Genomic DNA, 16,172 nt, shown 5'->3' with positions numbered 1-16,172 from the left:
AAAGACATAGTATGACAAAACAAATATGGCTCAATCTTCCTGTGAAAGATGCCCTGAAATCGAAAGACTTTTTTAGTAAAATTGGATTTACCTTTCTGGAAGAAAGAACAACACCCAATTCGGCTTGCATGATAGTTGGCGAAAGCAACTTCGTAGTCATGCTTTTTGGGGAAAGTATGTTTCAGAATTTTATCCAACACCAAATTACCGACACCAAACAATCAAGTGAATTCCTGATTTCGATAGATGCTGAAAACCGCAAAGAAGTAGATGCAATTGCACAAAATGCAAAAGCTGCAGGCGGAGTTGTTTTTGCCGAACCCGCCGAAAATCAAGGCTGGATGTATGGTTGCGGTTTCTGCGATTTAGATGGGCATCGTTGGAATGTGCTTTATATGGATTTAAGTAAAATGCCACAATAGACAGTATTCAGTGTTCAGAAAGCAGTTGACAGATACTTCTAAAACTATAAATATTTAAACTTAAAAAAATGGCATCAGTTAATCCTTATTTAGTTTTCAACGGAAATTGCGAAGCAGCATTCTTATTCTACCAATCAGTATTTGGAGGTGAATTTCCATATATGGGAAAATTCAAAGACATGCCGCCTTCAGATGACCCGAACTGTCCACCGCCATCAGCAGAAGAAGAAAACAGAGTTATGCACGTTTCTTTGCCTATTGGTAACGGAAGTGTTTTAATGGGAAGCGACAGCAATTCTCAAGGTGGTGATGTTGTTATCGGGGCGAATGTTTCTATTTCCATCAATACCGAAAGCCGTGCCGAAGCGGATAAACTTTTCAACGGATTATCATCGGGTGGTAATGCTTTTATGCCAATGAATGATACCTTTTGGGGCGCTTACTTCGGAATGTTTGTAGATAAATTTGGAATTCATTGGATGGTCAACTTTGATGAAGTTCCAAAGAAATAATTTTTAAAAACTATAATAACTTAAATGCCTGTTAATCGACGGGCATTTTTTGTTAATTATCTTCGAGACTTTCTTTATAAAAATATCTGAAATATAAGGTTTACTATTCATAATTATACATCTTAACTCATTATATGAATATTTTATTTTATATTTTAAATAAAAAAAAATATTTACATTCGTAAGATATTTATAGTATATATGGATGCCATTATAATGCTTGCTGGCAGCTTTATATTTCAGCTAACTCTATTTTAACCAATAAAATATTTATATATTCATGCAAAAAAACATCTTTAAAATAATTTTTATTTTGCTTAATTTTTACACTGGAGTGGCTCAAAACATTACGGGTAAAATTATTGATTCTAAAACCGGACAAACAATACCTTATGCCAATGTTAAAATTAATGGTTCTGAAAACCTGGTTTCCAATGCCGAAGGTTACTTCACCATTTCCGAAAATAATAGCAGCGATACCGCAGTGATGGCAGTTTCTTATTTGGGCTATATAGAACGTCATTTAACTGTGAAAGAACTTAAAGAATTAGCGCTAACTATTGCTTTAGAACCCGGGGTTGTTGAATTACAAGTCGTCAATGTATCAAATGTAAGACCCAATCCATTAAACATAATGGCAGAGGTAAAAAAGAATTTAAATCTGAATTACAAAAGTGATGGTCTGCCAGTAAAGAACAAAGTTTTTTTCCGCGAAAGCTATTCTCTTAAACCTTCCAAATTAGATCTGGAAATTACCAAATCTACTGGGTATTCTAAAAAAAATCTGCAGGAAGTGAATACTCAAGTAAATGCCTTTACCTCCAAATTAATTAAACAACCACCAGTTGTATATAGTGATATTCTCTTAAATTATTATACTAAAACCACTAAAAAAGACGATAAATCTATCTTTTTATCAAAACTTGAAGTTATAAAAGCTACCAGGCTCAAGGATGAAAATAATTCATCCTCACTTGATGATATTCAAGAAAAAGCCAGCAAACTATTTCTTCAACATTTAGATACTACTAAATACTACCGAGTTAAAAGTGGTTGGTTTGGCTCTCATGACACGATTTCGTTACGTAAAGATTTCCATAAGAAAGAGAAAGCGAGTCAATTGACTACCAAAAAATCCGATCTAAACCAATTTATTATGCAAAACAATTTTTTAAATAGTGGACGGCTTACTTTTGTAAATCAGCCCGAAATATATGACTACACTTATGAAGGTGCCATCTATTCTAAAGAAAATGAATTTGTATATGTATTATCGTTTAAGCCTCGTAAAAGCAAAGCACAATATATTGGCAAACTGTATATTTCGGAAACCGATTTTGCGGTATTGAGAGCTGACTTCGCTTTAGCAGAAGGGGAAACGGTCAGCGGCTTCAATATGAAATTTCTTTTGGGGATAAAACAATCTGAAAATGTAAGCACTGGAACAATCATTTATAAACAAAATTCATCAGGTGTTGGGTATTTCCTTCAATATGCTGCTATAGAAACTGGGCAGTATATTTATCTGAACCGACCTATCAAATTTATAGAGATAAGCAGTGAAGAAAGAGATGTGCTAGCTTTAGATCTTAAAATTGAAACCACTATAAAAACTAAAAAAGAATATCTCAACATATTGAAGTCTGAAAGCACACAAACAACGATAGTTAATTTAAAAGAGGAAGACTTTAAATATTTGAATTTAAAACATTACGACCCTAAAATATGGAAAGACTACGGCGTGATTGAACCTTTAGAAAAAATGAAGCAATTTCAAGCGGGAGATTAATTACAAAACATATCTATTTTTAACTGTTTTAATTACCAATTTCAGTGTCGAAATAAGGATTTAATTGCTAAAAATTTTAAATCCCAGCCACAGTTTTTATCTCATTAATAATCCTAACAGCTAAATCATCCGCTAGGTGTTGGGATTGCGCTTCGGTGTAAATTCGGATAATTGGCTCTGTGTTCGATTTTCTTAAATGGACCCAATTTTCAGCAAAGTCGATTTTCACTCCGTCAATAGTATTAATTACTTCATTTTTATATTTTTCAGTCATCGCAACCAAAATAGCATCAACATCAATCTGTGGTGTTAATTCTATTTTGTTTTTGCTCATGTAATACTGCGGATAAGAAGCGCGTAATTCGGCAACAGTCATATCAAGATTTGCCAAATGTGTTAAGAACAAAGCCACTCCAACCAAGCTATCTCTTCCGTAATGTGATTCCGGATAAATGATTCCGCCGTTTCCTTCTCCACCAATAATAGCATTGGTTTTCTTCATCAACTCAACCACATTTACTTCGCCAACTGCACTCGCCTGATAGCTTCCGTTGTGTTTGTTGGTAATGTCTCTTAAAGCACGAGATGATGACATATTGGAAACGGTATTTCCCGGAGTTTTACTCAATACATAATCGGCGCAAGCCACCAAAGTATATTCCTCGCCAAACATTTCACCATCGTTAGAAATAAAAGCCAAACGATCAACATCGGGATCAACAACAATTCCAAAATCGGCTTTTTCTGCTACAACCAATTTACAGATGTCGCCCAAATGTTCTTTTAGTGGTTCAGGATTATGCGGAAAATGTCCATTTGGTTCGCAGTATAATTTCACGCACTCCACTCCCATTTGCTCCAATAATTTTGGAATAATAATTCCACCCGAAGAATTCACACCATCAACAACCACCTTAAATTTTCTTTTGGCAACAGCTTCGGCATCAACCAACGGCAAATCCAAAACTTCATCAATATGAATATCCATGTAAGCATCATTCACTGTAATTTCGCCCAAAGAATCAACATCTGAAAAATCAAACGCTTCCGATTCGGCAATTTCTAAAATCAATTCACCTTCTTTTCCGCTTAAAAATTCGCCTTTAGCATTCAATAATTTTAAGGCATTCCATTGTTTCGGATTGTGCGATGCGGTAAGAATAATTCCACCATCGGCATTTTCCATCGGAACAGCAATTTCAACAGTTGGTGTTGTTGAAAGCCCTAAATCGATAACATCAATGCCTAATCCAAGTAAGGTATTCATCACCAAATTGTGAATCATTGGTCCTGAAATTCGCGCGTCCCGACCGATAACTACTTTTAATTTGTCATTCTGACGCAAGGAAGAATCTCGGTTATTTTTAAGGAACGTCCCATAAGCCGATGCAAATTTTACGGCATCAACAGGTGTTAAATTGTCACCAACTTCCCCGCCAATAGTACCACGAATTCCAGATATAGATTTTATTAGAGTCATTTTAGAGGTTTATAAGGTTATGAATTTAGAAAGTTTAGAACTTACTAGCAAATATAATTAAACTTGTACAGTTCCAAAATAGCATTATTCAAAGTATTTTTTAAATTTACAAAAGCTAAACTTCTAAACTTTCTAAACTCATAACCTTTCAATGAACTTCCTTGCTCACATCTTTCTTTCTGGCGATAACGATTTAGTAAAAATCGGAAATTTTATGGCGGACAGTATTCGTGGACATAGTTATGAAGTTTATCCCGAGGAAATCCAAAAAGGAATTCTGCTGCATCGTTCGATAGATAATTTTACCGATATGCACCACGTTTATAGGCAAAGTAAGCATCGTTTACACAAAAAATACGGACATTATTCGGGTGTGATTATGGATATTTTCTATGATCATTTTTTAGCCAAAAACTGGAATACCTATTCCAATGAAAATCTCGAAGATTACGCTGATAACTTTTACCATCTTCTAAAAGAACATTATGATATCCTTACCGAAAGAATAAAAGGCATGATGCCGTATATGATTGCCCGCAACTGGTTCGTGAGCTATGCCACTATTGACGGTTTACAAATAATCATGTTCCAGATGGATCATCGCACCAAAAACCGAGTAAATATGCACGAATCGATGGTAGAATTGCAACAATACTACACCGAATTTGAACACGAATTTACCTTGTTTTTTGAAGAATTACGTCAGCATTGTATTGATAAATTAAAAGAACTGAATGGTTAATATGAAACCGAAGGTTCACGAATTCCAAAAAACAAATTTTAAAGTTATGAGTAAAAAGTACTTCTTTTTATTGCTACTGATTTCCGTTTCGATTTATTCACAACAAAAAGGTCTTATTGCCGATAAAGCTATGGTTGTTTCTGCACGAGAAGAAGCCTCTAAAATTGGTATTGACATTGTCAAAAAAGGCTGCAATGCGGTTGATGCCCCCAGATTTCATAACCAATGGCTACCTGATGACATTATGGTAGAACCTAAAAATTTGATAAAATCATCATTGAAAATCTGATGTCTAAAGGACATAGTATCAATGAAAAATTTGCCCCTGTTTTAGGAAAAGTCGATGCTGTTTTGATCCAATCTGACGGAAAATTAGAAGGTGGAGCCGATTATAGAGGCGACGATAAAGCAGCGGGTTATTAAATTTAACTGTGTATTTTATGAAATACTCTTTTTAAGAAGTATTTTAGCAGATTCAAAATTTGTATAAATGCCTGCAAGCAAAGCTTCCAATTTTAAAATCATTTTCAGGAGTATTTTCAGGAGAGCCGAAAATTTAATTTTTCTTTTAAAAGACACATTAAGCCCGCGAAATTTTATCTACTTTGCTTGTGTTGTTGTGGCAATCACCTGCTCTTTTGCCGTAATTATTCTTAAAAGTTTTGCGCACAATATTTTCCTTTGGGCGAATGACATCAACGGTTTTTTAAAACTACCTTACATCAATAGTGTATTGCCAATCGTTGGTATTTTACTCACTGTTTTTGTTGTTCGGAATTTTTTAGGAAATAGTTTAGAAAAAGGCAGTTCCAAAGTACTTTATGCTGTAGCCAGAAAAGGCGGTATCGTTCCTAAAAAACAAATGTATGCCCAAATCATTACGAGTTCATTAACGGTTGGTCTTGGTGGTTCCGCCGGATTAGAAAGCCCCATTGTGATTACTGGTGCTGCTTTTGGTTCTAATTTTGCCCAAAAATATCATCTTTCTCAAAAAGACCGAATCTTGCTTCTTGCTTGTGGTGTTGCAGCTGGTATTGGTGCAGCCTTCAATGCTCCTATTGCTGGAGTTTTATTTGCCATAGAAGTGGTTTTAACAGATATTTCTATAGCCGCATTTATCCCTATCATTATTTCAGCAGCAACTGGCGCACTGATTTCTACGGTGTTTTTGAGCAGAGATACACTTTTAAATTTTGAACAAATTTTAAAATTTGATTATCACAATACGCCTTTCTATATTTTATTGGGGATTTTAGCGGGTGTCGCTTCTATTTATCATGCGCGAACATTCGAAAGAATTGAAAAATTCTTCGGTACTTTTAAAAATAAAGGCTATCGCAGAGCCTTATTTGGGGCTGTAATTTTAGCGATTTTAATTTTCTTTTTCCCCACTTTGTTTGGTGAAGGTTATGAAAGTATCAAAACCTTATCGTCCAAAAATCCGAGTATTTTATTAGACAACACCATACTCGAAAAATTTAAAAGCAACGATTGGGTTTTGCTTGCTTTTGTGGGCGTAACCATGCTTTTAAAAGTATTTGCGACAGGTTTAACAATCGGGAGCGGTGGTAACGGTGGCAATTTTGCACCCTCACTTTTTGTAGGCTCCTACCTTGGTTTTGTTGTGGCAAAAACAGTAAATTTACTTAACATCACGCATCATTTACCAATTGCCAATTTCACCGTAGTAGGTATGGCGGGAATCTTGAGTGGCTTGTTTCATGCACCCTTGACTGCTATTTTTCTTATCGGAGAAATTACCGGTGGTTACAATTTAATGGTTCCGTTGATGATTGTTTCCTCAATAAGTTATGCAGTTTCCAAACAATTCGAAAAACATTCGATGGAAGTAAAAGCACTGGCGGCAAAAGGCGAAGTTTTTACCAGTGATAAAGATAAAAATATCCTGCAAAGCATCGATTTTTATAACTTGGTACTACAAAACTATATAACTTTGAACATTGAAAGTTCTATGGAAAACGTAGTCGAAATTTTCTCAACTACTGCCCAAAAAATCATTCCCATCCTTGATGAACAAAAAAATTTAATTGGTATCATCGATTTTGAAGAGGTCAAAGCCATTATAGTTAATCCCTTTCGTGTAAAATTTATGAGCATCGGTGAAATCATGAGTCAACCCAAAGAGTTACTTTTATTTGAAGACAAACCTGAAAAAATAATGAAATCATTCGAAACAACCAAAGCTTCTATTTTACCAGTAATTTACAAAGGAAAATACTTTGGTTTCTTGACCAAAATTGATATACTCGAAAGCTACCGTCAACGGTTGAAGGAGATGATTATAGAATAATCTTTTTTAACAATAACTTCTAAACTGTCTATTCAAATTTTCCTCCCAAAACACTACCTTTGCGTTTTGCCAAAAATGCTATGTTAGATACAGAAAATACTATTGAAGTCCTTGGTGCTCGCGTGCACAATTTAAAAAATATTGACATCTCTATTCCACGTGAAAAACTAGTCGTTATTACTGGACTATCTGGGTCAGGAAAATCGTCTCTAGCTTTTGACACTATTTATGCTGAAGGTCAGCGAAGGTATATCGAAACCTTTTCGGCGTATGCACGACAGTTTCTTGGCGGATTAGAACGTCCTGATGTTGATAAAATTGACGGACTTTCTCCCGTAATTGCCATTGAACAAAAAACAACCAACAAGAGTCCGCGATCAACTGTAGGTACCATTACCGAGATTTATGATTTCTTGAGATTGCTTTATGCTCGCGCTGGCGAAGCATATAGTTATGTTACTAGCGAAAAAATGGTTTCCTATTCAGATGAGCAAATTAAGGAATTGATTATTCAAAATTTTACAGGAAAACGCATCACCATTTTGGCACCCGTTATTAGAGCCAGAAAAGGGCATTATGCCGAATTATTCCAGCAAATCACCAAACAAGGTTTTTTAAAAGTCCGCGTGAATGGTGAGGTGCAAGATTTACTACCTGGCATGAAACTCGACCGTTATAAAACCCACGACATCGAAATTGTGATTGATAGAATGGTCATTGAAAACAATGAAGAGCATGAAAAACGACTTATCGAAAGTATCAAAACCGCGATGTATCATGGCGAGAATGTATTGATGATTTTAGATCAGGATACCAATGAAGTCCGCTATTTTAGTCGGAATTTGATGTGTCCCACTTCGGGAATATCGTATCAAAATCCGGAGCCAAATTTATTTTCGTTCAACTCTCCAAAAGGTGCTTGCGAACATTGTAAAGGTTTGGGAACTGTGCACGAGATAAATTTGAAAAAAATAATTCCCAACTCGAAATTATCGATAAAAAATGGAGGTTTTGCTCCGCTTGGCGAATACAAAAGTTCATGGATTTTTAAACAATTGGAAATTATTGGTGAAAAATTCGGATTCAAAATCACAGATGCCATTGAAACGATTCCAACAGAAGCGATGGACGTTATATTGCAAGGTGGAAAAGAAAAATTTGCCGTTGCTTCAAAAACATTGGGTATCACCAAAGAATACAAAATTGAGTTTGAAGGCATCTCTCATTTTATAAAAAATCAATATAACGAGAATACCTCTACGGCTATTAAACGCTGGGCAAAAGAGTTTATGGATGAAATAGAATGTCCTGAATGTCATGGCTCACGTCTAAAAAAAGAAGCCATGTACTTTCGCGTTAACGAAAAAAGCATTTACGATTTATCGACTATGGATATCTCAGATTTGTTAGCTTGGTTTGAGGATTTAGATACTCATTTGAATGAAAAACAAAAAATTATTGCCATCGAAATCGTTAAAGAAATTAAAGATCGGTTACGCTTTTTAGTAAATGTTGGATTGAATTATTTATCGATAAATCGCAGTTCCAAATCCCTTTCGGGTGGTGAAGCTCAACGCATTCGTTTGGCGACTCAAATTGGTTCACAATTGGTGGGCGTATTGTATATTTTGGACGAACCAAGTATTGGTTTACACCAAAGAGACAACGAAAAACTCATTCATTCGTTAGAACAATTACGCGATATTGGGAATTCAGTTTTAGTCGTAGAACACGATAAGGATATGATTGAACGCGCCGATTATGTGATTGATATTGGTCCAAAAGCCGGAAAATTTGGCGGCGAAATTATCAGCAAAGGCACACCAAAAGAATTATTGAAAGAACACACCATTACAGCCATGTATCTTAATGGTGAAATGAAAATTGAAGTACCCAAAAAACGTCGAGAAGGCAATGGAAAATTTCTGAAACTGAATGGCGCCACGGGAAATAATCTCAAAAATATTTCTATCGAATTGCCTTTAGGAAAACTGATTTGTGTCACGGGAGTATCGGGAAGCGGAAAATCAACTTTGATTAATGAAACCTTGTATCCTATTTTGAATGCGTATTATTTCAACGGCGTCAAAAAGCCACAACCTTACAAAAAGATTGAAGGTTTGGAACATATAGACAAAGTAATCGATATCGACCAAAGTCCGATAGGCAGAACACCACGTTCAAATCCTGCGACTTATACTGAAGTTTTTTCGGAAATTAGAAGTTTGTACACCATGACCCCCGAAGCCATGATTCGAGGTTATAAAGCGGGTCGTTTTAGCTTCAATGTTTCGGGCGGAAGATGTGAAACCTGCGAAGGCAGCGGTGTGCGAACCATCGAAATGAGTTTTCTTCCAGATGTGTATGTAGAATGTGAAACGTGTATGGGCAAACGTTTTAATAGAGAAACTCTGGAAATTAGATACAAAGGAAAATCTATTTCGGATGTGTTGAATATGACTGTCGATGAAGCCGTTCCTTTCTTTGAAAACATTCCAAAAATATATAGGAAAGTAAAGACAATTCAAGATGTTGGTTTGGGTTACATTACTTTGGGACAACAAAGCACCACGCTTTCTGGCGGTGAAGCCCAGCGCATTAAATTGGCAACCGAATTGTCTAAAAAAGATACCGGAAACACCTTTTATATTATGGATGAACCCACTACAGGCTTGCATTTTGAAGATATTCGTGTGTTGATGGAGGTTATTAATAAATTGGTTGACAAAGGCAATTCTATTTTGATTATTGAGCACAATATGGATGTCATTAAACTAGCCGATTACATTATCGATATTGGTCCCGAAGGCGGAAAAGCTGGTGGTGAAATAGTAGCAAAAGGAACTCCAGAAGCGCTAATCAAAAACAAAAAAAGCTATACTGCGCAGTTTTTAAAAAAAGAATTACTTTAGTGCGTTTATTTAAAAGATAAAAATTACAATAAAATTGATATGCAATGAAGAAAGAAGATTTTCTAAATGAAGATGACAGAATCCACGATAAACTAAAACAGAAACCTTGGAACGAGATTCGAACAAACGATTCCTGGGCGATTTTTAAAATCATGTCGGAGTTTGTAAATGGTTATGAAACCATGGCTCGAATTGGACCTTGCGTTTCTGTTTTTGGTTCGGCACGAACAAAACCAGACGACAAATATTATTTATTAGCCGAAAAAATTGCCTATAAAATCAGTAAAGCTGGTTATGGCGTAATTACCGGAGGCGGTCCCGGAATTATGGAAGCTGGGAACAAAGGCGCTCATCATGGCGGTGGAACATCGGTTGGACTCAACATAGAACTGCCTTTTGAACAACATTACAATCCGTATATTGATAAAGACAAAAACCTAAATTTTGACTATTTCTTTGTTCGCAAAGTAATGTTTGTCAAATATTCACAGGGCTTTGTCGTAATGCCGGGTGGTTTTGGAACTTTGGACGAATTGTTTGAAGCGATAACTTTAATTCAGACAAAAAAGATTGGAAAATTCCCCATAATTCTTGTTGGCACTGATTTTTGGTCCGGTTTAATTGATTGGATAAAAACAGTTTTAATCGAAAAAGAAAAAACAGTTTATATTGAGGACATGAATCTCATCAAAATTGTAGATACCGAGGATCAAGTAGTAGAAGCTTTGGATAATTTCTATAAAAAATATAATTTGAGTCCAAACTTTTAATAACATTAAAATCAAAATCCCAAATCCCACTGGATATCTCATCGGAATTTGGAATTTATTTTTTGGATTCAAGAAAAAAAATATGTTTTTCAACTCGTTTCAGTTTGCCTTTTTCTTGCCAATAGTACTGCTATTGTATTGGATAGTTGGCGCTAATTCTAAAGTAAAACAAAATTATATTTTGATTGCAGCAAGTTACTATTTTTATTCTTGTTGGGATTATCGCTTTTTATTTTTACTGATTTTTTCAACCTCTTTAAGTTATTTCTCTGCGATACAAATAGAAAAAAGCACAACGCCCTCTGCAAGAAAGTTTTGGCTGTGGCTGTGTGTTATAGTGAGTATTGGTTTTCTCGGGATTTTCAAATATTATAACTTTTTTGCCTCTACCTTTTCTGGATTACTCAACTCCATTGGGTTGCATTCGAGTCCGCTTTTACTGAAAATTATTCTGCCTGTTGGAATCTCTTTTTACACCTTTCATGGATTATCGTATAGTATCGATATTTATTACAAACGCATCAAAGCGGAGCGAAATATAGTAGATTATTCTTTGTTTGTCAGCTATTTCCCGTTGCTTGTGGCTGGTCCTATTGAAAGAGCCACCCATTTGTTACCACAACTGAAAGTGCCAAGAAAGTTTGATTATGAAAAAACCAAAGAAGGAATCTACCAAATCATTTGGGGTTTAGTCAAGAAAGTCGTTATTGCTGATACCTGTTCGATGTATGCCAATGCTGTTTTTGATCATTACCATTCGATGAATTCTTTATCTTTGATTTTGGGGGCAATTTACTTTGCTTTTCAAATTTATGGCGACTTTTCGGGCTATTCGGATATTGCTTTGGGAACTTCAAAACTCTTTGGCATTGACTTATTGAAAAACTTTGATTTTCCTTATTTTTCCCGTGATATTGCAGAATTTTGGCGAAAATGGCATATTTCATTATCGTCGTGGTTTCGGGATTATGTATATATTCCCCTAGGTGGTAGCAAGGGTACTAAATTATTTCAAATCCGAAATGTATTCGTGATTTTCTTATTGAGCGGATTTTGGCATGGTGCCAATTGGACTTTTATCGTCTGGGGATTACTAAATGCGCTTTACTTTATTCCTTTGTTATTGTTAAACAAAAACAGAACTAACCTTACTGCCTTTAAAATTTCATTCGATTTTACATCCTTTAAAATTGTTATCAATATCGTGTTAACCTTTACTATAACCTGTTTTTCTTGGATTTTTTTCAGAGCCAAAACCATACAAGATGCACTAGCGTACATCAAACGCATGGTAACCAATTTAGATTTTACTCCACAATATTTCAACTTCGAACGCTACAGCTATGAACTCCTTTTTATGCTTTTGTTCTTTGTTATGGTTGAGTGGCATAATCGTTATAAAATAGAACCGCTATCGGGCAAATTTTCTTGGATTAAGATAAGTTTGAGCATCATGGCGATTCTAGCATTGGGCGTTTTTACAGATTATAAAAACTTTATTTATTTCCAATTCTGATGAAAAAGTTTTTACTATTTGTATCGAAAATTTTACTCGTTATCCTGCTTTCCGCTGTGGTGTTAGATGTTTTGTATACCGCTATTTATTTACAAAGTTCCAAAAGAAACAAGATAGAATACGTTTATAATTCCCAATGCAAAAACTTTGATGTAGCTTTTCTTGGTTCATCGAGAACACAAAATCACATGAAGGCAAAACTTTTCAATGATAAAGGAATTACAGCCTACAATTTTGGCATGAGTGGTTCCAAATTAGACGAAACGGCTTTGATGTTAAAACTAATGTTAGAACGAGGATATAAAATCAAAAACATCATTTTGGATGTCGATTTAAACCTTAATAGCAATGCATATTCGGATGGGGTTCGAGCTATGTATATGCCATATTTGACATGTTCACCAACGATACAAAACCACTACAAAACAATTCCTGAATATAACAAACTGCGGTATATCCCGTTTTATAGATACCTTGCGAACGATGCCAAAATTGGATTGAGGGAAGTATTCTTTTCATTAGTAGGTAAAAAATCTAATTCGTTGGAAAATTTTGGTTATTTTCCTTTAAGTGGAATGGGGAAAAATATGAGTTATGAACTTTCGGATTACACACCAAAAAGAAATTTTGCTTACGAAGAAATAAAAACTATTTGCAAAAAAAATACTATTCATCTCATTGCCATTAGCACGCCGATGTGTCAAGAATGTGATTCAAATACTTATTTTAACGCAATAAAATCTGTGTATCCCGAAGTTTATAATTATGAAAACAAAGTTACTGACGATAAGTATTTTTCCTCTTGTGGTCACATGAATGTAGCAGGTGCCACATTATTTACAACTATAGTAGTAAACGATTTTATCCAGAACAAATTCAAAAATTGAAAAAAATACTATTTCTTTTGTTTATTATCAATCAATCGCTCTTGGCCCAACATAATTCCAAAATGGTTGTAACGGTTGATCATGATAAGAAAGTACTGACTGTTAATCAGCAACTCACTTTTTCTAATCAGACCAACGACACATTGTCCACAATTGTTTTGAATGACTGGACTAACGGCTATAGTTCAAAATACACGCCTTTGGCTGCCCGATTTTCGGATGAATTTGAAAGAGGTTTTCATTTGGCCAAAGAAAAAGAACGTGGCAGAACTAGCGCGCTCGTAATTTTAGATGAAAATCAAACCGCTTTAACTTGGGAACGCGATGTAAATCACCCCGATGTTATTCAAATTGAACTAAAAGAAAAAGTAATGCCAAATCAAAAAATAACCATTGCATTACAGTATTCTGTTAAAATCCAAAGTGATAAATTTACCAAATATGGGTATAATGATAGTGGACAATTGTATTTAAAAAATTGCTTCCTTATACCAGCACGTTATGAAAATCATAGCTTTGTGAAATATGACAATTTGAATATAGATGATTGTGCCAATGCCCTTTCTGACTATCAAATTGAAATGAAAATCGCTCAAAATTTTGAATTAAATTCCGATTTGAAAGAAGTGCAAAAAGAGACTAGTAATGGCTTCACCACCTATCAATTATCTGGAGAAAAAAGATTGGATTACACGCTTTTGATTGAAGGAAAAAGGGATTTTGAAGTTTACAAAAATGGCGCAATCGAAATTGTTTCCAATATAAAAGACAATCGATTAAACGAAATTCAAAGAGCACTTATAGTCGATAGAGTTGTGACTTATGTAACCAAGAATTTAGGAGAATTTCCGCATGAAAAAATAACCATTACCCAAACAGACTATGACAGAAACCCATTTTATGGTTTGAATCAGTTGCCTTATTTTATTAGTCCGTTTCCAGAAGAGTTTATGTATGAAATTAAGTTTTTAAAAACGTATCTGAATAATTATTTACACAACTCCTTACAACTTGATCCAAGAAAAGATAATTGGATTTTTGATGGAATTCAGGTATATTTTATGATGAAATATATAGAAGAATTTCATCCAGAAAGTAAGATGATGGGCAGTATTGCCAAACTAAAGTTACTCAAAAGCTATAATTTGGTTTCACTCGATTTTAACGGTCAATACAGCTATTTATACATGTTGATGGCTCGCAAAAACTTGGATCAACCGTTGGGAAATCCAAAAAATACTTTGATAAAATTCAACGAAAAAATTGCCTCAAAATACAAAGCCGGATTAAGTTTAAACTATCTAGATGGTTATCTTGAAAACAATGTGGTTCAAAATAGTATTCAACAGTTTTTCGAATTGAATAAAAAACAACAAACCAATCAAAGTGATTTTGAAAGCATTTTAGCCGCCAATGCTCCAAAAAAAATCAACTGGTTTTTTGATGAAATGATCGATTCTCGTGACATTATCGATTTTAAATTCGACAAGGTTACCCGAACTAATGACAGCGTTAGCTTTTCGTTAAAAAACAGAACCCAAACCACGGTTCCAATTTCAATATATGGATTAAAAAACAAGAAAATTGTTTTCAAAAAATGGATTGACATTCCAACCTCTGACACCATTTACAGCCTGCCAAGAAACAACGCAGATAAAATTGTCATCAATTATAAAAATGAAATTCCCGAATTTAATTTAAGAAACAACTGGCGCTCTTTACGCAGTTTTCATTTGAACAACCGACCGCTAAAATTTATTTTTTTCAAAGATTTAGAAGACCCCAATTACAATCAAATTATTTATATACCTACGTTGGACTACAATTTATATGATGGTTTTTTGCCAGGTTTTCGTTTTCACAACAGAACCATATTGGACAAACCCTTCAATTTTGATTTGAATCCAACCATATCCACCCGAGCACAAAGCTTATCAGGCAGAGGTTCTTTGTTTATAAATCAGTACAACAGAGACAGCAATTTGTATAACATTCGCTATATTATGAGTGGGCAATATTTGCATTATGCTCCCGATGCTTATTATACAAAATTGGCTCCAACCGTTATATTTTCGTTTAGACCCGATGATTATAGAGATAATAAAAAGCAAACCATAGTGATCAAAGAAATTGTGGTCAATAAAGAAACAAGTGCCTTTACTATTGTGGAAAACAGCGAGAATTATGCTATTTTTAATGCAAAATATTATAATGTTCGTACCGAAGTTACCAAACATTTTTCGTTTTTGGGAGATTTTCAATACGCCAAAAACTTTGGCAAACTAGCTTCTGAAATACAATACCGAAAACTTTTTGACGATAACCGTTCGTTAAACCTTCGCTTTTTTGCAGGTACTTTTTTGCATAACAAAACAAATTCGACTTATTTCGATTTTGGTTTGGACAGACCTTCTGATTATCTTTTTGAAAGCGAATACATTGGTCGTTCAGAAACCAAAGGATTGTTTAGTCAACAATCCATTATTGCTGATGGTTTTTTTAAATCAAAATTAGAAACTAGAACCGCAAACAAATGGATGATTACAACTAATGCCAGTTATAGCATTTGGACATGGATTGAGGTGTATGGCGACATTGGTTTTATAAAAAACAAAGATGTTGCACCCCAATTTGTTTATGACAATGGTATTCGCTTGAACTTGGTTACAGATTATTTTGAACTGTATTTTCCTGTTTATTCTAATAATGGTTGGGAAGTAGGTCAAAAAAATTACGGACAAAAAATTCGTTTTATTGCCACATTTAGGCTCGAAACACTTGTTAATCTTTTTACTCGAAAATGGTTTTAAATCAAGGTAGATTTTTTAATA

13 protein-coding genes are annotated in these 16,172 nt (G+C 34.6%); 12 read left to right on the top strand and 1 reads right to left on the bottom strand.

The genetic code is table 11. The features are described 5' to 3' along the window. Positions 1-11 precede the first annotated feature (11 nt). From Q0Q96_RS01755 to Q0Q96_RS01745, 3 genes are all read left to right on the top strand, one after another. Entirely contained in the window at positions 12-422 is a 411-nt protein-coding gene (locus Q0Q96_RS01755; protein ID WP_293870948.1) for a VOC family protein, read from the top strand. Positions 423-490: 68 nt separating this feature from the next. Beyond that, positions 491-934, top strand: coding sequence for a VOC family protein (locus Q0Q96_RS01750; protein WP_293870946.1), 444 nt, complete (start codon positions 491-493; stop codon positions 932-934). Between the two features lie 280 nt (positions 935-1,214). After that, positions 1,215-2,723: a carboxypeptidase-like regulatory domain-containing protein gene (locus Q0Q96_RS01745; RefSeq protein ID WP_293870944.1), complete on the top strand. Its 1,509-nt coding sequence runs from the start codon at positions 1,215-1,217 to the stop codon at positions 2,721-2,723. Between the two features lie 76 nt (positions 2,724-2,799). On the opposite strand, the gene glmM is transcribed toward Q0Q96_RS01745, so the two are convergent. Then, positions 2,800-4,203 carry a phosphoglucosamine mutase gene (gene glmM, locus Q0Q96_RS01740; protein ID WP_293870942.1) on the bottom strand — a complete coding sequence of 468 codons (1,404 nt, stop codon included), beginning with the start codon at positions 4,201-4,203 and terminating at the stop codon, positions 2,800-2,802. Between the two features lie 151 nt (positions 4,204-4,354). Between glmM and Q0Q96_RS01735 the strand changes: the two genes are divergently transcribed. From Q0Q96_RS01735 to Q0Q96_RS01695, 9 genes are all read left to right on the top strand, one after another. Beyond that, positions 4,355-4,945, top strand: coding sequence for an acyl carrier protein phosphodiesterase (locus Q0Q96_RS01735; protein ID WP_293870940.1), 591 nt, complete (start codon positions 4,355-4,357; stop codon positions 4,943-4,945). A 46-nt stretch (positions 4,946-4,991) separates the two neighbouring features. Further along, complete coding sequence (locus Q0Q96_RS01730; protein ID WP_293870938.1) at positions 4,992-5,234, top strand: hypothetical protein; 243 nt, start codon at positions 4,992-4,994, stop codon at positions 5,232-5,234. After that, positions 5,234-5,368, top strand: a complete 135-nt coding sequence (locus Q0Q96_RS01725) for a hypothetical protein (protein ID WP_293870935.1) — start codon at positions 5,234-5,236, stop codon at positions 5,366-5,368. Before Q0Q96_RS01730 ends, Q0Q96_RS01725 begins: the two co-directional genes overlap by 1 nt. Before the next feature lie 67 nt (positions 5,369-5,435). Then, positions 5,436-7,256: a chloride channel protein gene (locus tag Q0Q96_RS01720; RefSeq protein WP_293870932.1), complete on the top strand. Its 1,821-nt coding sequence runs from the start codon at positions 5,436-5,438 to the stop codon at positions 7,254-7,256. Between the two features lie 80 nt (positions 7,257-7,336). After that, positions 7,337-10,168, top strand: a complete 2,832-nt coding sequence (gene uvrA, locus Q0Q96_RS01715; protein ID WP_293870929.1) for an excinuclease ABC subunit UvrA — start codon at positions 7,337-7,339, stop codon at positions 10,166-10,168. Positions 10,169-10,212: 44 nt separating this feature from the next. Beyond that, positions 10,213-10,938 carry a TIGR00730 family Rossman fold protein gene (locus Q0Q96_RS01710; RefSeq protein ID WP_293870926.1) on the top strand — a complete coding sequence of 242 codons (726 nt, stop codon included), beginning with the start codon at positions 10,213-10,215 and terminating at the stop codon, positions 10,936-10,938. Positions 10,939-11,020: 82 nt separating this feature from the next. Beyond that, complete coding sequence (locus tag Q0Q96_RS01705; protein ID WP_293870923.1) at positions 11,021-12,454, top strand: MBOAT family O-acyltransferase; 1,434 nt, start codon at positions 11,021-11,023, stop codon at positions 12,452-12,454. After that, a complete protein-coding gene (locus Q0Q96_RS01700) occupies positions 12,454-13,341 on the top strand; it encodes a hypothetical protein (RefSeq protein ID WP_293870920.1) in 888 nt (295 codons plus the stop codon). Before Q0Q96_RS01705 ends, Q0Q96_RS01700 begins: the two co-directional genes overlap by 1 nt. Beyond that, positions 13,338-16,151, top strand: a complete 2,814-nt coding sequence (locus Q0Q96_RS01695; RefSeq protein ID WP_366068775.1) for an aminopeptidase — start codon at positions 13,338-13,340, stop codon at positions 16,149-16,151. Before Q0Q96_RS01700 ends, Q0Q96_RS01695 begins: the two co-directional genes overlap by 4 nt. The last annotated feature ends 21 nt before the right edge of the window (positions 16,152-16,172 follow it).

Source organism: Flavobacterium sp. (assembly GCF_025352015.1).
In the GTDB taxonomy this organism is placed as follows: Bacteria; Bacteroidota; Bacteroidia; order Flavobacteriales; family Flavobacteriaceae; genus Flavobacterium.
Note: the sequence above shows the minus strand (reverse complement) of the source record. Positions and strands in the feature narration are given on the sequence as shown.